The organism is Streptomyces sp. NBC_00162 (genome assembly GCF_024611995.1).
GTDB lineage: Bacteria > Actinomycetota > Actinomycetes > Streptomycetales > Streptomycetaceae > Streptomyces.
Map to the genome: position 1 here is coordinate 4,189,046 of NZ_CP102509.1, position 17,376 is coordinate 4,206,421.

The following is a 17,376-nucleotide window of genomic DNA, read 5'->3' on the forward strand; positions in this document are numbered from 1 at the left end:
GCGGGCGCCGCAGGCAACCAAACCGGCCCGCCGGACGTCTCGCTAGGCGGGACGGAACACGGCCCCGCCGTGACCTTTGTCATCCACGAGGCCGATTTTCCCCCGCGATAACGGCATATGACGGAGGCCCTGGCCCGGCACGGCATTCCGCCCGCCGGGCCGGGCCGCTAGGGTCGGCGCACGAGCGCACCCTCGGGGGGAGGGAAGGAACCGGAGACGATGCCCGTACCCGTACCGCGGCAGAGGGACACCCCGGCCACGGAAAGCGGTCAGGCCGTTCTGACCGCCGAACCGCCCCTGGCGCAGGCAACCGGCCAGGCGGCCGCCGAAGCGACGGCCCAGGCGACCACGCACACGACCCCGCTGACCCTCCTGGTCATCGAGGACGACCCGGCCGGCGGCCTCACCGTCCCCGAGATCCTCGACACCGACGGCCACCGCATCCGGCTCCGCACCGCCCGCAACCTCACCGAGGCCGCACGGCTGCTCACGCCCGACGTCCACTGCATCCTGCTCGACCTGGCCCTGCCGGACACGGGCCCCCGTACGGCGTCCACCGCCACGGCCGCGGACCAGCTGGACAACCTCCGCCAGGTGCTCCGCATCGCCCCCCGCCACGCCGTCCTCGTCCTCACCGCCGAGGCGGACGCCGAGCGCGGCGCCGAGGCCGTCCGGGTCGGCGCCCAGGACTTCCTCTTCCGGGACGAGCTGGACGGCCGGCTGCTGAGCCGCGCCATCCGGTACGCGGTGGAGAGAAAACGGGCCGACATCGCCCAGTACAAGCTTGCAGAATCGAAACTGCGCGCCCAGGAGAACGCCCGGCTGGAGCGCGGGCTGCTCCCCAACCCCCTCCTGGAGGGCTCGGACCTCCGCTTCGCCGCCCGCTACCGCCCCGGCCGCAGCCGGGCCCTGCTCGGCGGCGACTTCTACGACACCGTCCGCACCCCCGACGGCACCGTCCACGCCATGATCGGCGACGTCTGCGGCCACGGCCCGGACGAAGCGGCCCTCGGCGTCGAGCTCCGCATCGCCTGGCGCGCCCTGACCCTGGCCGGCCTGTGCGGCGACGACCTGCTGGCCACGCTCCAGGAAGTCCTGGAGGTGGAACGTCCCTGCGAGGAGATCTTCGCGACGCTGTGCACGGTGGACATCGCCCCGGACGGCCGCCGCGCCGGCCTGTGCCTGGCCGGCCACCCGGCACCGCTGATCTCCAGGCCGGGGCGCCCCGCGCGGCTGCTCCCGTACGAGAACAGCGGCCCGGCACTCGGACTGCTGCCCAAGGCCCGCTGGCCCCGGCGCCAGGTCGAGCTCGGTGGCGCGTGGAGCCTGATGCTCTACACCGACGGGCTGATCGAGGGCCGGATCGGCGCGGGCAAGGAGCGCCTGGGGCAGGACGGCATGGTCGAGATGATCAACCGCCACCTCGATGACGGGCTGAGCGGCGAGAACCTGCTGGAGGCCTCCGTCACCGAGGCCCGCCGCCTCAACGGCGGCGAGCTCACGGACGACGTGGCCGTGGTCCTGCTCTCCCGCGGCGGGTCCTGACGCCGGGCACTGACGTCGGGCACTGACGTCGGGCACTGACGTCGTGTCCTGACCGCCGGGCGGGGCGGCGGGGAGGGTTACCTTCCGCCGTTGTAGGGCCCGTACGGCCCGTCACTGCTGCTGCCGCCGCTGCGCCGCCCGCCGCCCGAGACCTGCTTGAGCGCGGGGCGCACGTCGACGAAGAACACGATGGTGGCGACCAGGCCGGCGATCTCCAGGAACAGCATCCCCAGGAAGAAGTCCACGAGGACGGTGATGCCGAGGATGACCAGCCAGAACGTCTTGGTCTGCTTTTCGGCCGCCCGATACGCGTCCTCGCGCGCGAGCAGCGCGAACACGAAGGCCACGACGGCGAGCACCAGCATGGCGAGCCCCAGCATCGGGAGCACGCCTCGATCGAACCCGTCCATCAACATCGCTTCGACCGCCTTCTCACGCTCTTGCTTTCGCACTCCTGACGGGATGCCGCCCGATTCCACGCTACCGGCACGGGCGCCCTCACGAATGACAACGGGCCGGACACCCTCAAGGTGCCCGGCCCGCCGCCGCTCATGCGTCTCAGCTCTCGTCGCCCGCCGTGGCGGCGGCCTTCTTGGCCGTGCTCTTGCGCGCCGTGGTCCTCTTCGCGGCGGGCTTCTCCTCGGAGGCGGAGGCCTCCGCGGCGGCCGGCTCGGCCTCGGGCTCCGGCTCGACGGCCACGGCGATCTCGACGATCTCCTCGGAGACCTCGCCCCGCCAGGCCCGGACAGCCTGCTCGCCGTGCTCGGCGACCTTGTCGTACGTCTCCTTGGCGCGGACCGCGTACTCCGCGGCCACGCCGACGCCGCGCAGCGCCAGGTCCTGCGCGGTCTCCCCGAGCTTCTTCGGGTCGATCGCGCCGAACACCTCGGCGACCTTGGCGGTGACCGCCTCCTGCGCCTCCTTGGCCGCCGCGGCGGCCTTCTCCTGCACGACCTTGGGGTCGGTGTTCTTCACGGCCTCGATGCGCGCCGGGGCCTCGGCGCGCAGCTGCTCGATGAGCCCGGGCACCTTCTTGGCCTGCTGCACGGCCAGGTCGGCCGTACCGGCGGCGAAGTAGAGGGGGGTCGGGTCGGTGAGGGTCTTCTTCAGGTCATCGGCGATGGCCATGTGCTGGTCCTCCCGGATCAAGTTCAGTTCGTCTTCGACGGCATCTCGCCGTCGGGCACGTCAGGCACGTCGGGCGCGTCGGGCACATCGGGCGCGTCGAGCGCGTTCTCCTTGCGGAACGACTCGTAGATCTGGAGCAGCACCTGCTTCTGCCGCTCGTTGATGGACGGGTCGGCGAGGATGACGGCCCGCGTCTCCACCTCGTCCCGGTCCCGCTCATCCAGGATTCCGGCCTGCACGTACAGCGTCTCCGCGGAGATCCGCAGCGCCTTGGCCAGCTGCTGCAGGATGTCCGCGCTCGGCTTGCGCAGCCCGCGCTCGATCTGGCTCAGGTACGGATTCGACACCCCCGCCGCCTCGGCCAGCTGCCGCAGCGAAAGCTGGGCCTGCCGACGCTGCTCACGGAGGTATTCGCCGAGGTTTCCGACGTTGAGCGATGCCATGCCCCGATCCTGCCCGACTCTGCTAACTATTGCAAGCGCATGCTTGCAACATCTCCCACCCGTGTCTGTCGGAGGGCCGTGCGATGCTGGTGAGCGTGACCTTGGAGGATCTGGTTCGGCTGCGCCGCGCCCGGGACGTGATGGATCGCGACTACGCGCAGCCGCTGGACGTCCCGGCGCTGGCCAAGGTCGCCCTCATGTCCTCCGGCCACTTCTCCCGCAGCTTCCGCGCCGCCTACGGCGAGACGCCGTACAACTACCTGATGACCCGCCGCGTCGAGCGGGCGAAGGCGCTGCTGCGACGGGGCGACATGAGCGTGACGGACGTCTGCTTCGCCGTCGGATGCACCTCGCTCGGGTCGTTCAGCTCGCGCTTCACCGAGCTGGTCGGCGAGACCCCGAGCGCCTACCGGGCCCGCCCCCACGAAGCGGGCGCCCCGATCCCGGCGTGCGTCGCCAAGGTCCTCACGCGACCGGTCAGGAACAGGTAAGCGGACACATCAGGATCGAGGAAGCGCGATCCGCCGCCGTCTCGTAGCGTCGAGGGCATGGACATCAAGCTCTCGCAGTGCTTCATCGCCGTCGACGACCACGACAAGGCCCTCGCCTTCTACCGCGACGCCCTCGGCCTGGAGGTCCGCAACGACGTCGGATACGAAGGGATGCGCTGGGTGACCGTCGGCTCCCCGTCGCAGCCGGACGTGGAGATCGTCCTCGAACCGCCGCTCGCCGACCCCAACGCCTCACCCGCCGACCGGCAGGCCATGGCGGAACTGCTGGCCAAGGGCCAGCTGCGCGGCGTGATCTTCTCCACCGACGACGTCGACGCCACCTTCGAAAAGGTCCGGGCGGCCGGCGGCGAAGTCCTCCAGGAACCCCTCGACCAGCCCTACGGCGTCCGCGACTGCGCCTTCCGCGACCCCGCCGGCAACATGCTCCGCTTCAACCAGCCCCGCAAGAAGTAAGGACTTCAGCGCGCGGCGATCACCACCGTCGCGTACAGCTCCTCCGAGGTGGCCACACGGGTCGCGAGGCCCGCCGAGGTCAGGGCCGAGGCCGTCGACGGGCACTGCCGGGCGCTCGTCTCGATCAGCAGGTGGCCGCCCGGGGCCAGCCACGGGAGGACGTCCGCCGCGACCCGGCGGTGGATGTCCAGGCCGTCCGAACCGCCGTCCAGGGAGACCAGCGGCTCGTGGTCGCGGGCCTCCGAGGGCATGAGGCCGATCTCCTCCGTCGGCACGTACGGGGCATTGACCACCAGCACGTCCACCCGCCCCCGCAGCGACGCCGGAAGCGGGGCGTACAGGTCGCCCTCCCACACGCTGCCGCCGTACGGGGCCACGTTGCGCCGCGCGTACGCCAGCGCCGCCGGGTCGATGTCCGCCGCGTGCAGCTCCACCCCGCCCGGCACCCGCGCCGCGACGGCCGCGCCCAGGGCGCCGACCCCGCAGCACAGGTCCAGCACCACCGCGCCGGGCCGGGCCAGCGCCACCGCCTCCGTCACCAGGAACTCGCTGCGCCTGCGCGGCACGAAGGCCCCCGCGCCCACTTCCACGCGCAGTCCGCAGAACTCCGCCCAGCCCACCACGTGTTCCAGCGGCTCGCCGCCGACCCGGCGGGCCAGCAGCTCCGCCAGGTGGCCGTCGTCCCGCGCGGAGGCGAGCAGCAGGTCCGCCTCCTCCTCCGCGAAGACGCAGCCGGCCACACGCAGTTGTTCCACCAGGGTCGTCAAATACCTCAGTCCTCGGTCATCGGTTCTCGGTTCACTCACACGCTACGGTCTGCGCCGGAAGCCGGGGCAGGGACCGGGATCAGAAGACGTCCGGACACCACGGCCGGCGCGCCGTACGGAACACCGCGTCGGCCAGCGCCAGCGCGCCCGGCCGCAGCTCCGCCACCCGCCCGAGCGCGCCCAGCCGCACCGCGGACTCGTCGCCGAGGTACAGCGAGCCCAGCGCGGACACGTCCAGCCGCAGGTCCACCGGGTCCTCGGTGCGCTCGCACGCGCCGGTCCCCGCGTCCAGCCGGTAGCGGCCGTCCGCGAGCCCCGCCGGGTCCGTGACCTCGAGTACGAGCACCCCGGGCACGGCGTACGTCCGCGCGCGCAGCGCCCGTACCACGTCCAGCAGCCGCACCCACAGGAAGTCAGCCGAGGTCAGGGGCCTGGCCGAACGCGGGTCGGGCAGCAGCTGCGTGACGAGGTCGTCGGGGGCCCGGCGGCCTGTGCGGACCTTCAGCACCCAGTCGATGGAGCACAGGAAGTGCCACAGCGCCCGCTCCGCCTCCGGCGTGACCGCGATCAGGTCCTTGACCTGCACGGTGTTCAGCGGAACCTTCGCATCCGTCCAGTGGTCGTCGGCGGAGTAGACGGCCAGACCGGCCACCTCGCCCGCCGCCGTCCGGTACACGGCGTGGAACTTCTCCTTGTACGGGCGGTACGACATCTCCTCCAGGCCGGTCGTCAGCCGCCACCAGCGCTCGTCCCGGTTCACCGCCCCGTGCGTGACCGCGCGCAGCCGCTCGTGCAGTTCCGGCCCCACCTCACGGACCTCGGCCGCGTCCACCAGGTCGATCCTCCCGCCGTCCGCGGGCACCGGCCGGCGCCGGTCGAGTCCGGTGCGCGGTACGTCGATCTCCCATTCCGCGATCGAGGCGGCGGGCCCGTACCCGTACCGCCCGTAGATCGGGTACTCGGCGGCGATCAGCGTGGACAGCACGTCCCCGCGGGCATGGGCGGCGCCGAGTTCGGCGGCCATCATCCGGGTCAGCAGGCCCTGGCGGCGGTGCGTGGGCAACACGGCGACGTTCGAGACCGCGCTGGCCGGGACGGCCGCCCCGCCCGGGACGGTCAGCCGCTGGGCGAAGGAGCGGAAGGCCGCCACACAGCGGCCGGTGTCGCTGTCGAAGGCGCCCTGGATCCGGGCCAGGTCGTTGTACTTGGCCCGCTGGGCGACATCGGACTCCGTGACCCGGGCGGGGGCCAGGAACCCCGTGTTCAGGGCCCGCATCCAGTCGGCGAGTTCGGATTCGGCGATCGGCCGGACGTCAGCACTCATAACGGGTCACGCTAATCGCCCGACCGGCCCGAGTCGCCCGGTTTTCCGGCGCCCCTCCAGGCGGGTGTGCCTCAGGCCAGCAGGTCGTCCACCTGCGCCTCGCCCTCCCGGTACCGGCGGGTGATCTCGGCACTGCAGTCGTCCACGGTGCGCTGGAGCTGCTGGCGGCGCCTCGAGACCTGCTGCTCGTAGCGCACCAGCTTGCCCATCCCGTCGTAGAGCTCGCCGTCCGTGCGCGCGGCCAGGTCCGAAAGCTCCACGTCGGCCAGCATCTCCGCCGCCAGCAGCCGGAACTCCTCGCTGTGCGGGGTGCCGAGCGTGACGTGCCGGGCGGAGGCGCTGCGGCTGGACGGCGCGTCGGCGAGGATCTCGGAGAGCCGGTCCACCACCGGCGTCTCGGGGTCGGTACGCCGGGCCAGCTCGGCCCGCAGGATGTCGATGCGGCCCTGGAGCAGTCTGCGTACGTAGCTCAGGTCGGCCTCGTCGCGCTGCGCGTCGCGGCGCAGCGCGCGCAGTTCCGGCAGCCCGAGGGCGCTGGTCGGCGCGCCGGCCGGGGCCTGGCTGTCGGAGGTGCGCTGCGCGGGCGGTCGTACCGCGGCAGCTGCGATGGAAGCGGGTGATGCAGGTACGGAGGTACCAGAAGTATTCATACGAACGAGTCCGTCCCCTCGACCGGTGCGGCGCACCCGCACCGCCTGCGTGCATGGTGCCACTCTCCGTGGCCCCCATGCAGTCCCACTCCACCCGATCGGCCCCGGACGGGTGCAAGCCTGGTACACAGGTGGTATGCGAGCAGTGGTGCAGAGGGTGGACGGCGCGAGCGTCGTCGTGGGCGGCGAGACCGTGGGCGAGATCGTCGGCGAGGGTCTGTGCGTACTGGTGGGGGTGACCCACGACGACACACCGGAGAAGGCGGCGCTGCTGGCCCGCAAGCTGTGGTCGGTGCGGGTCCTGGAGGCGGAGAAGTCATGCAGCGACGTGAACGCGCCGCTGCTGGTGATCTCCCAGTTCACGCTCTACGGAGACGCCCGCAAGGGCCGTCGGCCCACCTGGAACGCGGCCGCGCCCGGACCGGTGGCCGAGCCGCTGGTCGACGAGGTCGTGGCGCAGCTGCGGTCGCTGGGCGCGACGGTGGAGACGGGCCGGTTCGGCGCGGACATGCGGGTCTCGCTGACCAACCACGGCCCGTTCACCATCGTCATCGACATCTAGGACCCGGCCTGGCGGTCACGGGGCTACGACGACCTCCTGCGCGGCGGCCGTGTTCCCGGCCAGCAGCGGTGCGTCCACCGGGACGTTCCGCTTGACCAGCGCGAGCGCGATCGGGCCCAGCTCGTGGTGGCGCACGGCGGTGGTCACGAAGCCCAGCTGGCGGCCCTCCTCCCCGTCCGCGGCGAGCCGTACGGGAGCGCCGTGCGCCGGGAGCAGCACCTCGGAGCCGTCCAGGTGCAGGAAGACCAGGCGGCGCGGGGGCTTCCCCAGGTTGTGGACGCGGGCCACCGTCTCCTGCCCGCGGTAGCAGCCCTTCTGGAGGTGGACGGCGGTGCCGATCCAGCCGAGCTCGTGCGGGATGGTGCGGTGGTCGGTCTCCAGGCCGAGCCGCGGCCGGTGCGCCTCGACGCGCAGGGCCTCGTAGGCGAGGAGCCCGGCGGCGGGGCCGTGGGCGGCGGCGAAGGCCTCCAGCTCGGCGCGCGGCACGAAGACGTCGCGGCCGTGCGCGGTCTCCCGTACGACGTGCTCCTTGGCGACCTCGGCGATGGAGCCGGCCGGCAGGTGCACGACCGCGAACTCCTCGGTGCGGTCGGCGACTTCGACGCGGTAGAAGAACTTCATGGACTCCAGGTAGGCGATCAGCTCCCCCTGGGTGCCGGGCTCCACGTGCGCCCAGGTGGTCTCGCCGTCGTCGACGAGGTAGAGCGCGTGCTCGATGTGCCCGTTGGCGGAGAGGATCAGCGCCTCGGTGGCCTGCCCGGGCGGCAGCTCGGTGAGGTGCTGGGTGAGGAGCAGGTGGAGCCAGCTCAGCCGCTCCGGTCCGGTGACGGTGACGACTCCGCGGTGCGAGAGGTCGACGAAGCCGCGGCCGTCGCTGAGGGCGCGCTGTTCGCCGTACAGCTCTCCGTAGTGGGCGGCGACGCCCTCGTCGCGGCCTTCGGCCTGCACGGCGCCGGGGAGATGGAGCAAGGGGCTGCTGGTCATGGGACCAAGCGTACGACTCGGCTACGCGTGCCCGGCACGGTGTTTGGCGGCGCACTTCTTGCACAGCCCGAAGATCGCGAAGTGCTTCATGTCGGTCTCGAAGCCGAAGGTCTCGCGGAGCTTGGCGGTGAACTCGGAGGCGATGTCCACGTCGGCCTCGATGACGTCGCTGCAGTCGCGGCACACCAGGTGGATGTGGTGGTGCCGGTCGGCGAGGTGGTACGTGGGCGCGCCGTGGCCGAGGTGGGCGTGCGAGACGAGCTTCAGCTCCTCCAGCAGCTCCAGCGTGCGGTAGACGGTGGAGATGTTGACGCCGGAGGCGGTCTTGCGCACCTCGGCGAGGATCTCGTCCGGGCTGGCGTGCTCCAGGGCGTCGACCGCTTCCAGCACGAGCTGGCGCTGCGGTGTCAGGCGGTATCCGCGCTGCCGCAGGTCGGTCTTCCAGTCGGTGCTCTCGGTGCTCACCACCCGGCCAGTGTAAGCGCGCGAAGGGGACCACAGGCAGCCCTGCGGTCCCCGATCTCGCCGGCTGGGCCTCAGCGGAAGAAGGCGATGCCGTCGTCCGGCATGTCCGGGAGGTTGCGCGCCATCTCGGCGACCTCCTCGGGGGTGACGACCTTCTTCAGCTGGGCCGACATGTACGGGCGCAGCTCCACGTCCGGCGTGGCCTTCTCGCCGACCCACATCAGGTCGCTCTTCACGTAGCCGTAGAGCCGCTTGCCGCCGCTGTACGGGCCGGAGGCCGCGGTGCGCGCGACCGCGTCGGTGGCCAGGTCGATCTGGGGCTTCTGATCGGCGAGCTCGCCGTACCAGACCTCGACGACACCCTGGTCGCGGACCATGACGATCTCGACCTTGCGGTCCTTGTCGATGCGCCAGTAACCCGACTCGGACTCCAGCGGCCGCACCTTCTTGCCCTCGGCGTCGAGGACCCAGGTGTGGGAGGTGTACTCCAGGAAGTCCCGGCCGTCGTGGCTGAAGACGACCTCCTGGCCGAAGTTGCACTTTTCCTCACCCGGGAAGTCGAAGACTCCGGCGCCCTCCCAGTTGCCGAGGAGGAAGGCGAGGGGGACGAGTCCCGGGTTCAGGTCGGACGGGATCTGGATCATGAATGGCTGCTCAGGCGATCTGTGGGAGGGGTTCCGGGGCGGTCTGCTGAGCGGATGCTCAGCGCTGACCCTGGTACAGCTTCTTGACGGCCAGGCCGGTGAAGGCCATGACGCCGACGCAGACCAGGACCAGCAGGGAGGTGAAGACTGCCTCAAGCACGGGGTGCTCCTCGGAGGATTCGTTTGGGGGTCCCCCCGGACGGAGTCCGAGGAGGGTACGGCCGGTCCCCAAGCCTACTGGCCCGGGGACCGGCGCACTCTGCGAGGTCGGCCGTACCGGCGCTCAGCTGAGCAGCTGGCTCTGGAGGATCACCGTCTGGTGGAAGGGAATGATCGGCAGCCCACCCTTGCGGGACTGGACGACCACTCCCTGGACGTCACCCATCTGCAGGCAGCCGAAGCGGACCTGCTCGTCCCCGAAGGGCTTGGCCTCCTCATAGAGGCTGAATTCGCTGGAGCTGAGGGTGCCCGACCCGGCGAAGCCGCTGCTTCCGACGGTGCTGTACTGCTCCGTCTTGGCCTTGCTCCACGACAAGTCGACCGAGAGCGAGTCGGCGCCGGTCAGCCGGGTGTTGATGCCGCAGCCGCGGAAGGTGTCCACGAAGCTCGAGGAGTGGAAGCGCAGCAGGTAGACGCGGGTCCGCGTGCCGTCGGGCATGGTCCAGGACCGGCCGGTGATCTGACGCAGCCCCTCGTACTCGAAGCCCTCCTTGAGCTTCGCCCGGTCGTCGGGGGCGTACTCCTCCAGGAAGGCGTCCGGCTCGACCTTCCCGTCCTTGTCCGCCTTGACGACATCATCGGGCCGGGACCCCTCGGGGGCGGGGAGCAGCAGGCCGCTCAGGGCGGCGTAGTGCGTGCCGTCCGGGTTGTCCGTGGCGCCGGGCAGCGGGGCTCCGGCCGGCAGCTCGGGCTTGGCCAGCGACGGGTAGGTCCAGCGGCCGTCGGGCAGCGTGGACAGCCCGGGGATCTTGGTCCGCTCCGGCTGGACGAGCCCATACGCGGTGCCCGCGCCGACGACGGCGAAGACGAGGACGGCGGCGGTCCACCGCAGGGCGGCGAACAGCTTGCGACGGTCCTTCGGCGCGACGGGGGCCGGGGCCGGGTCCGGTTCGGGGGCCGTGTCATGCGGGACTGCTGTGTCATGCGGGACTGCCGGGTCCTGCGGAGAGGCGTCCTGCGGAGAGGCGTCCTGCGGTGCTGCTTCTGCGGTCGCGTCCAGCGCAGTGGCGGACTCGACGCCGGTGGTGTTCTGCTCGGTCACACGGACTCCCCGGGGGACTTCAGGTGGTTCAGCTGCCTCGTGAACAGACCGACGGCCGTCTTCACGTCGAACCGGGGCCGGGGACCGTACGAACGGAAGGTCACCAGCACATCGCCCTCGACGGCCACGCAGTCGAGGGATTCGATCGTCTCGGGCTTCGGCGAGTCGGGCCGTTCCTCGACGATGTCCAGCAGGACGCACTTGGCCTGCGGGAACCCCTCAACGGCGGGCGCCTCGTGCTTCTTCTCGCCCAGCGCCACGAGGACGTCGAGGAGCTTCTTGTTGAGGTCCGCGAACTTGACGAGTGCCTGCGGGTCCGCCTGCGTGAGCTCGATCTCGATGACCGGGCCGGCGTACGAGAGGGTGTAGCTGCGGCCGGCCACGCCCTTGAGCTTCAGCTCGGCCACGGCCTTGTCCCGCTCGGCGCGCTCGGCGGCGGACAGCCCCGTACGGGCGTCCTTCACGGCCTGGACCGCGCGCTCGCCCGACACGTAGAAGTCGTTGCCCTCGTCGTCCAGGTCGGGACCCAGCTCATAGCTTGCGGGGACCGGCAGCAGCTTGCCCGTGAGCTCGTTGGGCGGCACGGTCGGCACCGGGGTCGCCGAGGCGGTCGGCCGGGGGCCGTCCGGTACCCAGTAGCGCGTCGGGGAGGTCCGGTCGGCCTGGTCGATCCTGCCGGCGGCCCAGAAGCCGCCGCCCGCGAGGACGGCCAGGCCGAGCCCGCCCGCGACCAGGGCCAGCGTCCTGCGGTTCACCCTGCGCGGCGGGCGCGCGGAGACCGGTGCGTCCTGCTCCGCCGCCGGACCGGTCACGGCGTCGTTCTGCTGCTCGGTCACAGCCGCTCCATCTGTCGCTTGGCCAGATCGGTGATCTCGCCCTGGGAGACGTCACCGCGGTTGTTCGTGATCTCGACGTCCATGACGATGTCCCCGCGCCGGAGGATGGCCCGGGCCTGGCGCAGCGGGTGGTACCCCGCCTTCGTCTTCGGCTTGTAGAGCCAGGCGCGGCCGTAGCCGTCGGGCACGCCGGGCAGCGCGAAGCCGTCGTTGCCCGCGCGCTTCTCCTCGTCCTGGTACGAGGACTGGCCGTCCTGGTATTTCTGGGCCGAGTGCTGGTCCTGGAACTGGAGCAGCCGGATCTCGATGAAGTCGTGCTCGCCCTGCCGCCAGCCCGCCGTGGCGATCCGCCGCACGTCCTGGGCGATGGAGTCGAAGCCGCGGTCGGGGGACTCGTAGTAGTCCGCCGCGAACGTGTCCAGCGACTCGTAACCGGAGTAGCCGTCCTTCGCGCCGCTCGGGGCCTCCAGCAGCTTCTTGGCGAGGTCCTCCTCCGCCTTGTCCCACCGGTTGGCGTTGACGGAGCGACGGGTGGTCGCTTCGTTCGCCGCGACGGGTGGCTGCACGGCCACGTTCTGCTGCGCCAGTGGCTGCAGCGGGGTCGGGGCCCGGTGGTACTGGACCGTGTAGCCGGTGATCGTCCCGGCGAGCACGCCGAGGACGGCCGCGCCGGCGATCAGGAGCGTCGTACGGCCCCGGCGGCGGCGCGGGGCGAAGGCCGGCGCAGGATCGGCAACGGGGTCAGGAGCCGCGAGCTCCCCCTCTTTCCGCTGCTCGGGGATGGTGTGTTCATGTTCCAAGGAAGTCCCCCCACAGGCCTGGAGGCGCGGATTCGGATACCCGCGCGTACCCATGACCCGCCCTGGCGAGGACTAGTTGTACGAACCCTTATTACATTTTTATCTCACGGCGTTTCATTCCTCGTGACGCCGCTTTCCGTCCAGTTCGTCCCACCACTCGTCGGATTTCGGATCTCCCGAGGGGTCGTCCCACCAGCGGTCGTCCGGCCCGCGGCGGTTCGCGATCACCGCGGCGACCGGCGGGATGACCATGGCGACCACGCACATGGCCACGGCGGCCTCCACCGACCACAGGCGCACGAAGGACCAGGCGGAGACGAACAGAACCAGGCATCCGCCCATGAGCAGGAAATAGGCGCGTCGGCGCCGGGCGTACATGCTTCAAGGGTAAGAGCGGACGGCACGAAGGGCCGCACCCCGTTCCAGTGGCGTCCAACCCCCGGGGGTGCGGCCCTTCGGCCGATCAATCAGGCGATCACAAGTGCGGTGCTCAGACCGCGATCGCCACGTCCGTCACGCCGCCGGCCTCGGCGACGACGACCTTGCGGTCCGCCGTGCCACCCGGGACGAGCGCGCGCAGCGTCCAGGAGCCGGTCGCAGCGTAGAAGCGGAACTGGCCGGTCGCCGAGGTCGGGACTTCGGCGGTGAACTCACCGGTCGAGTCCAGCAGGCGGACGTAGCCGGACACCGGCTCACCCGCCTTGGTGATCTGACCCTGGATCGCGGTCTCACCGGGCTTGAGCGTCGCGAGGTCGGGCCCGCCGATCTGTGCTCCACACATGTTCTCTGTCCTGTCCTAGAGAGAGGTTCTGACTACTACGGGGCCTCAGGGCCCTGCATGCCCGGCAGGGTTACTTGTTGGCGCCGAGCTCGATCGGCACGCCGACCAGCGAGCCGTACTCGGTCCAAGAGCCGTCGTAGTTCTTGACGTTCTCCTGGCCCAGGAGCTCGTGCAGCACGAACCACGTGAGCGCGGAGCGCTCACCGATGCGGCAGTAGGCGATGGTGTCCTTCGCCAGGTCGACCTGCTCGGCCTCGTAGAGGGCGATCAGGTCCGCGTCCGACTTGAAGGTGCCGTCGTCGTTGGCGTTCTTCGACCACGGGATGTTGCGGGCGCTCGGCACGTGGCCGGGACGCTGCGACTGCTCCTGCGGGAGGTGCGCCGGGGCGAGCAGCTTGCCCGAGAACTCGTCGGGCGAACGCACGTCGACCAGGTTCAGGGAGCCGATCGCGGCCACGACGTCGTCGCGGAAGGCGCGGATCGAGGTGTCCTGGGCCTTGGCCTTGTACTGGGTGGCCGGGCGGTTCGGGACGTCCTTGCCGTCGACCAGGTCGCGGGAGTCGAGCTCCCACTTCTTGCGGCCGCCGTCGAGGAGCTTGACGTCCTGGTGGCCGTAGAGCTTGAAGTACCAGTAGGCGTAGGACGCGAACCAGTTGTTGTTGCCGCCGTAGAGGACGACGGTGTCGTCGTTGGAGATGCCCTTGGCGGAGAGGAGCTTCTCGAAGCCCTCCTGGTCCACGAAGTCGCGGCGGACCGGGTCCTGGAGGTCGCTCTTCCAGTCGATCCGGACGGCGTTGGTGATGTGGTTCTTGTCGTAGGCGGACGTGTCCTCGTCCACCTCGACGATGACGACATTGGCGTCGTTCAGGTGGGCCTCGACCCAGTCGGCGTCTACGAGGACGTCGCTGCGGCTCATGGTGTTCTCCTCCGGGGCAGTGTGCGGCGGGGCTGTGCTGGCAGGGCTGGCGGTGCTGCGCACCGGCCGGCTGCGGGTGCTGCCGGTTGGTGCGGGCGATGCGTACGTCCGGGTGCGCTCGCAGGTCCGGTCCGGCGCAAGAGGCGTCAGGGGATCAGGAGGCAGGTGCGGTCACGCGGGAGGGGCCGTCGTCCGGCGCTTGTGGAGCGGATGCGCTCACACGTCACATGGATCGACAGAGCATGGCGGCGACGCGACACAGGTCTACTGCCCGCCGCTTCGTGAGGTCCGCCTGCTGATGCTTCATAGCCATGGATCGTAGGGACGAATCGGCCGCCCTGTCACCGGTGTGTCATATTCCGAGACAGGATCGTCCGAATAGTGGGATGAGAGGTCTGCGAGCGGCCGCCGCGCCGCCCCGCGGAGCCCTCGTACGGCCCGTCCTTCTGCGGATCGGACCACACCGTCTCACGATCCGGCCAGTACCACGTCCGTGCCGCCCAGCGTGAGGTGCACACCGGCCTCGTCCGAGGTCAGGGCGGACAGGTGCAGCCCGGCGGGCAGTCCGCCGTCGAGGCTGCGGTCGAAGTCGGTCTTCTTGCGGACCACCTTCTCGATCCCGGGGATCCCCTCGCCCGGCACCTCGTCGGCGCGCACCCGGACGATCTTGCCGCCCTTGCCGTCGTTGGCGTCCTCGAGGGTGATGGTCGACACCACGCTCTTCGTCAGCACCCTGCCGAAGACGTCCACCGCCGCGGTCACCTTCACCTTGCCGGGCGCCCCGCCGTAGGACAGGGTCGCGCCGGTCTGCGAGGCCGCGGTCAGGTCCGCGTACGTGATGAGGCCGGTGCCCTCGGCCCGCTTGGCGGTGCCGCCGCTGTAGTCCCCGTTCAGCTTCACGCTGCGGAAGGTGGCGTCGAGCTCGGAGAGCCGCGTCTTGCGGCCCTCCGCGGCCACGTCCACGCCCCGGAGCTTCAGGTCGACGCGGTCCAGGTCATGGCTGAGCGCCTGGGTGAGGAACGGGAACCCGCCGATCTCCACCTCCGAGGTGCCGGCCAGCCCCTGCCGGGCCTGTATCCGGTCGGCCAGCCGGTTCTCGGCATAGCTCACCGCCCACCGGTCGGCTCCCACGAACAGGGCTCCCAGAACCACTCCGATGATCACGATGGCGCGCAGGAAACGCACGTGCCCTCCCCCTACTAGTCGGTACGTGCGTTCTAGTTGACCACGCCCCTCGTCGGGCAGGGATCAGCCCACCACCCTGCCGATCAGGTACACGGCGGGGGCGGCGGCCGCCAGCGGCAGCGCGACACCGGCCGTCATGTGGACGAACTTCGACGGGTAGTCGTACGCGGCCACGCGCAGCCCGATCAGCGCGCACACCCCGGCGACGAGGCCGAGCAGCGCCCCGCCGCCCACCCCGGCTCCGGCCATCGGGCCGACGGCGATGCCCGCACCGGCGGCCGCGGCCAGCGAGACGGCGACGGAGGGCGCGGGCGGCAGCGGCAGCGCGCGGGCGAAGACGGCGACCGCGACGGCGGCCGCGCCGACGGTCACGGCGGCGGTGTCCGCGGCCAGGTAACCGGCGCAGACGATGGCGAGGGCGGCGGAGGCCACCGAGGCCATCAGGCCGTACATCCGCTCGTCGGGGTCGGCGTGGCTGCGCAGCTGGAGGACGAGGGTGAGCAGCACCCAGGCTCCGAGGGTGCCGATGATCGCGCCGGGACCGTACGCCTCGTCCACCGCGAGCACCGCCACGTCGGCGACCAGGGCTCCGGCGAAGGCCAGGGCGATGCCCTGCCGGGCGGGCCACATGCCGTTGAGGCGGAACCAGCCGGCCGCGGTGAGCCCCTGGAGGGCGATCAGCGGCACGAGGAGGGCGTACTGGCCGACGGCGGCGGCCACGGCGAGCAGCACCCCGAGAACGGCGGTCAGTATGGCCGGCTGCGGACCGGGGTCGATGATCGGCGACCGGCCCTCGGCGCGGGCCTGCGCCGGGTCGACGGCGCGCACGGTGTTGCCGCCGAGGGTGGGCGGGGAGTACTCCGGCTCCTCGCCGGCGGCCTCCGGCGGCGCGGGCAGTACGGGAGGCCCGGCCAGTACGGGAGGCTCGGGCGCCGGCGCCACGGGCGGCAGGTACGCGGTCTGCTCGACCGGCGGCTCCGCCTGGGGCGGCAAGTACGCGGTGGTCTCGGCCCAGTCCGCGGCAGGGGCGGGAGCAGGGACCGGGGCCTCGTCGCGGAACCAGCCCTCCGGGGCGGCCGGCTGCTGCGCGGAACCGGGGTCGTGCCCGGGGCCCGGGTAGGGCGGGAGATAGGCGGTCTGCTCGGCCGCCGGGGCCACCGGGGCCGCCTGGGCCGCCTGGGACCAGTCCTGGGCCGGAGCCGGAGCCGGGACCTCGTCACGGAACCAGCCGTCCGGGGCCGCCGGAGCGGGCGCGGCGGGCGGCAGATAGGCGGTCTGTTCGGCGGCCGGGGCCTCGTCGCGGAACCAGCCCTCGGGCGCGACCGGCTGCCCCGGCACCCCGCCCAGCGGCGGCTGCACCGGCTGGTAGCCGGTGTCCCAGGTGTCGGTCTGCCAGGTCTGCGTCCCGTACGGGTCCTGGTGCTGCTGCGGCTGCTGCTCGTACTGCGGCTGCTCGTACTGCGGCTGCTGCTGCTGTTCGTACTGCTGCTGCCGCTGTCGCTGCTGCTGCTCGTACTGCTGCTGTTCCTCAGGCGTGCTCATCGGCTCCCGCTCACCCGCCCGCGAACGGCGGGAGCACCTCGACGGTGCCCCCCTCGGTCAGCAGGACGGAATCGTGCGGGCGCTTGCCCACAGGCTCATCGTTCACCAGGAAGGAGCAGCGCAGCAGGACCCGGGTCAGTTCCCCGGGGTGGCGTTCCCGCACGGCGTCGAGCGCCTCGGCCAGGGTGCGCGCCGAGTACGGCTCCTCCGCCGTCTTGGCCGCGGCCTTGGCCGCCGCCCAGTAGCGGATGGTTCCGGTTGCCACTGCAGCTCCTATCGTCGGCTCTCTACCGTCGGCCTCCATGATGACCCCTCCGCACCCCCGCACCGGCGTGCCTCCGCGCGCCCCGTGTGCGCCCGGGCGGCCCGGCAGTACCGCTCGGCGAGCCACCGAACCGGTGAAACCGGGGCATACCCTGGTCAGTGGCGTGGCAGGAACCACAGAAGCGGACCCGGCGGAGACCTCGGCCGACGAACGGCCGGTGGGCTATTCTGCTGGCGAGAGGATCCGGGCAACGTTGCCCCCGGGTCCTTTTGTGCTTTCAGCACGTTGAACGAACCGAGAACAGTGGTATCCA

The 17,376-nt window shown here is 71.5% G+C and carries 23 protein-coding genes; 4 read left to right on the forward strand and 19 right to left on the reverse strand.

From position 1 onward, the window contains the following. Window positions 1–219: 219 nt before the first annotated feature. On the forward strand, window positions 220–1,545 hold the full coding sequence (locus JIW86_RS19490) for a PP2C family protein-serine/threonine phosphatase (protein WP_257555135.1): 1,326 nt from the start codon (window positions 220–222) through the stop codon (window positions 1,543–1,545). A gap of 77 nt (window positions 1,546–1,622) precedes the next feature. Here the strand turns inward: JIW86_RS19490 and JIW86_RS19495 are convergent, their stop codons facing one another. The 3 genes from JIW86_RS19495 to JIW86_RS19505 all read right to left on the reverse strand — a co-directional run bounded on the left by JIW86_RS19495 (window position 1,623) and on the right by JIW86_RS19505 (window position 3,116). Continuing rightward, window positions 1,623–1,961: a DUF2516 family protein gene (locus JIW86_RS19495; RefSeq protein ID WP_215139636.1), complete on the reverse strand. Its 339-nt coding sequence runs from the start codon at window positions 1,959–1,961 to the stop codon at window positions 1,623–1,625. 142 nt (window positions 1,962–2,103) lie between these two features. After that, entirely contained in the window at window positions 2,104–2,673 is a 570-nt protein-coding gene (locus tag JIW86_RS19500) for a hypothetical protein (RefSeq protein WP_215139637.1), read from the reverse strand. Between the two features lie 23 nt (window positions 2,674–2,696). Then, window positions 2,697–3,116, reverse strand: a complete 420-nt coding sequence (locus JIW86_RS19505; protein ID WP_251063810.1) for a helix-turn-helix domain-containing protein — start codon at window positions 3,114–3,116, stop codon at window positions 2,697–2,699. A 95-nt stretch (window positions 3,117–3,211) separates the two neighbouring features. On the opposite strand from JIW86_RS19505, the gene JIW86_RS19510 reads away from it, so the two are divergent. Next, a complete protein-coding gene (locus tag JIW86_RS19510; protein WP_215139638.1) occupies window positions 3,212–3,607 on the forward strand; it encodes a helix-turn-helix domain-containing protein in 396 nt (131 codons plus the stop codon). A 57-nt stretch (window positions 3,608–3,664) separates the two neighbouring features. Further along, the gene (locus JIW86_RS19515) at window positions 3,665–4,081 is read left to right on the forward strand and encodes a VOC family protein (RefSeq protein WP_215139639.1); all 417 of its coding nucleotides are present in this window, start codon (window positions 3,665–3,667) and stop codon (window positions 4,079–4,081) included. 5 nt (window positions 4,082–4,086) lie between these two features. Here JIW86_RS19515 and JIW86_RS19520 read toward each other — a convergent pair whose 3' ends face one another. The 3 genes from JIW86_RS19520 to JIW86_RS19530 form a co-directional block, all read right to left on the reverse strand. Next, window positions 4,087–4,848, reverse strand: coding sequence for a putative protein N(5)-glutamine methyltransferase (locus JIW86_RS19520; RefSeq protein ID WP_416237578.1), 762 nt, complete (start codon window positions 4,846–4,848; stop codon window positions 4,087–4,089). A 79-nt stretch (window positions 4,849–4,927) separates the two neighbouring features. Further along, complete coding sequence (locus tag JIW86_RS19525; protein WP_257555138.1) at window positions 4,928–6,172, reverse strand: GNAT family N-acetyltransferase; 1,245 nt, start codon at window positions 6,170–6,172, stop codon at window positions 4,928–4,930. 71 nt (window positions 6,173–6,243) lie between these two features. Further along, a complete protein-coding gene (locus tag JIW86_RS19530; RefSeq protein ID WP_215139641.1) occupies window positions 6,244–6,822 on the reverse strand; it encodes an AmfC protein in 579 nt (192 codons plus the stop codon). 136 nt (window positions 6,823–6,958) lie between these two features. Here JIW86_RS19530 and dtd point away from each other — a divergent pair, with 136 nt between their 5' ends. After that, complete coding sequence (gene dtd, locus JIW86_RS19535) at window positions 6,959–7,384, forward strand: D-aminoacyl-tRNA deacylase (protein ID WP_215139642.1); 426 nt, start codon at window positions 6,959–6,961, stop codon at window positions 7,382–7,384. Between the two features lie 15 nt (window positions 7,385–7,399). On the opposite strand, the gene JIW86_RS19540 is transcribed toward dtd, so the two are convergent. The 13 genes from JIW86_RS19540 to JIW86_RS19595 all read right to left on the reverse strand — a co-directional run bounded on the left by JIW86_RS19540 (window position 7,400) and on the right by JIW86_RS19595 (window position 17,063). Then, window positions 7,400–8,368: a YgfZ/GcvT domain-containing protein gene (locus JIW86_RS19540; RefSeq protein WP_257555139.1), complete on the reverse strand. Its 969-nt coding sequence runs from the start codon at window positions 8,366–8,368 to the stop codon at window positions 7,400–7,402. Between the two features lie 21 nt (window positions 8,369–8,389). Continuing rightward, window positions 8,390–8,836, reverse strand: a complete 447-nt coding sequence (locus JIW86_RS19545; protein WP_257555141.1) for a Fur family transcriptional regulator — start codon at window positions 8,834–8,836, stop codon at window positions 8,390–8,392. A gap of 68 nt (window positions 8,837–8,904) precedes the next feature. After that, window positions 8,905–9,477, reverse strand: coding sequence for an FABP family protein (locus tag JIW86_RS19550; protein ID WP_215139645.1), 573 nt, complete (start codon window positions 9,475–9,477; stop codon window positions 8,905–8,907). Window positions 9,478–9,760: 283 nt separating this feature from the next. Next, window positions 9,761–10,738, reverse strand: coding sequence for a hypothetical protein (locus JIW86_RS19555; RefSeq protein WP_257555142.1), 978 nt, complete (start codon window positions 10,736–10,738; stop codon window positions 9,761–9,763). Next, entirely contained in the window at window positions 10,735–11,574 is an 840-nt protein-coding gene (locus JIW86_RS19560; RefSeq protein ID WP_257555144.1) for a hypothetical protein, read from the reverse strand. The genes JIW86_RS19555 and JIW86_RS19560 overlap by 4 nt, the downstream gene beginning before the upstream one ends. Continuing rightward, entirely contained in the window at window positions 11,571–12,374 is an 804-nt protein-coding gene (locus JIW86_RS19565) for a hypothetical protein (protein WP_257555145.1), read from the reverse strand. The genes JIW86_RS19560 and JIW86_RS19565 overlap by 4 nt, the downstream gene beginning before the upstream one ends. 114 nt (window positions 12,375–12,488) lie before the next feature. Continuing rightward, window positions 12,489–12,752 (reverse strand): DUF3099 domain-containing protein, encoded by a 264-nt coding sequence (locus tag JIW86_RS19570; RefSeq protein WP_257555147.1) that lies wholly within the window; start codon window positions 12,750–12,752, stop codon window positions 12,489–12,491. Between the two features lie 112 nt (window positions 12,753–12,864). Next, a complete protein-coding gene (locus JIW86_RS19575) occupies window positions 12,865–13,155 on the reverse strand; it encodes a DUF1416 domain-containing protein (RefSeq protein ID WP_215139648.1) in 291 nt (96 codons plus the stop codon). Window positions 13,156–13,225: 70 nt separating this feature from the next. Then, complete coding sequence (locus JIW86_RS19580; RefSeq protein WP_257555149.1) at window positions 13,226–14,071, reverse strand: sulfurtransferase; 846 nt, start codon at window positions 14,069–14,071, stop codon at window positions 13,226–13,228. 223 nt (window positions 14,072–14,294) lie between these two features. After that, window positions 14,295–14,384: an Ms5788A family Cys-rich leader peptide gene (locus tag JIW86_RS42190; RefSeq protein WP_350875872.1), complete on the reverse strand. Its 90-nt coding sequence runs from the start codon at window positions 14,382–14,384 to the stop codon at window positions 14,295–14,297. 155 nt (window positions 14,385–14,539) lie between these two features. After that, a complete protein-coding gene (locus JIW86_RS19585; RefSeq protein WP_257555150.1) occupies window positions 14,540–15,256 on the reverse strand; it encodes a DUF2993 domain-containing protein in 717 nt (238 codons plus the stop codon). A gap of 63 nt (window positions 15,257–15,319) precedes the next feature. Continuing rightward, the gene (locus JIW86_RS19590) at window positions 15,320–16,798 is read right to left on the reverse strand and encodes a hypothetical protein (protein ID WP_257555152.1); all 1,479 of its coding nucleotides are present in this window, start codon (window positions 16,796–16,798) and stop codon (window positions 15,320–15,322) included. Between the two features lie 10 nt (window positions 16,799–16,808). Then, entirely contained in the window at window positions 16,809–17,063 is a 255-nt protein-coding gene (locus tag JIW86_RS19595) for a MoaD/ThiS family protein (RefSeq protein WP_069921255.1), read from the reverse strand. Window positions 17,064–17,376 lie beyond the last annotated feature (313 nt).

What these genes read in the sequence shown, in the direction of transcription:
- JIW86_RS19490 (WP_257555135.1), top strand. Translation starts at nt 220, where the DNA reads ATGCCCGTACCCGTACCGCGGCAGAGGGACACCCCGGCCACGGAAAGC.
- JIW86_RS19495 (WP_215139636.1), bottom strand. Translation starts at nt 1,961, where the DNA reads ATGTTGATGGACGGGTTCGATCGAGGCGTGCTCCCGATGCTGGGGCTC.
- JIW86_RS19500 (WP_215139637.1), bottom strand. Translation starts at nt 2,673, where the DNA reads ATGGCCATCGCCGATGACCTGAAGAAGACCCTCACCGACCCGACCCCC.
- JIW86_RS19505 (WP_251063810.1), bottom strand. Translation starts at nt 3,116, where the DNA reads ATGGCATCGCTCAACGTCGGAAACCTCGGCGAATACCTCCGTGAGCAG.
- JIW86_RS19515 (WP_215139639.1), top strand. Translation starts at nt 3,665, where the DNA reads ATGGACATCAAGCTCTCGCAGTGCTTCATCGCCGTCGACGACCACGAC.
- JIW86_RS19525 (WP_257555138.1), bottom strand. Translation starts at nt 6,172, where the DNA reads ATGAGTGCTGACGTCCGGCCGATCGCCGAATCCGAACTCGCCGACTGG.
- JIW86_RS19530 (WP_215139641.1), bottom strand. Translation starts at nt 6,822, where the DNA reads ATGAATACTTCTGGTACCTCCGTACCTGCATCACCCGCTTCCATCGCA.
- dtd (WP_215139642.1), top strand. Translation starts at nt 6,959, where the DNA reads ATGCGAGCAGTGGTGCAGAGGGTGGACGGCGCGAGCGTCGTCGTGGGC.
- JIW86_RS19540 (WP_257555139.1), bottom strand. Translation starts at nt 8,368, where the DNA reads ATGACCAGCAGCCCCTTGCTCCATCTCCCCGGCGCCGTGCAGGCCGAA.
- JIW86_RS19550 (WP_215139645.1), bottom strand. Translation starts at nt 9,477, where the DNA reads ATGATCCAGATCCCGTCCGACCTGAACCCGGGACTCGTCCCCCTCGCC.
- JIW86_RS19570 (WP_257555147.1), bottom strand. Translation starts at nt 12,752, where the DNA reads ATGTACGCCCGGCGCCGACGCGCCTATTTCCTGCTCATGGGCGGATGC.
- JIW86_RS19575 (WP_215139648.1), bottom strand. Translation starts at nt 13,155, where the DNA reads ATGTGTGGAGCACAGATCGGCGGGCCCGACCTCGCGACGCTCAAGCCC.
- JIW86_RS19580 (WP_257555149.1), bottom strand. Translation starts at nt 14,071, where the DNA reads ATGAGCCGCAGCGACGTCCTCGTAGACGCCGACTGGGTCGAGGCCCAC.
- JIW86_RS42190 (WP_350875872.1), bottom strand. Translation starts at nt 14,384, where the DNA reads ATGGCTATGAAGCATCAGCAGGCGGACCTCACGAAGCGGCGGGCAGTA.
- JIW86_RS19590 (WP_257555152.1), bottom strand. Translation starts at nt 16,798, where the DNA reads ATGAGCACGCCTGAGGAACAGCAGCAGTACGAGCAGCAGCAGCGACAG.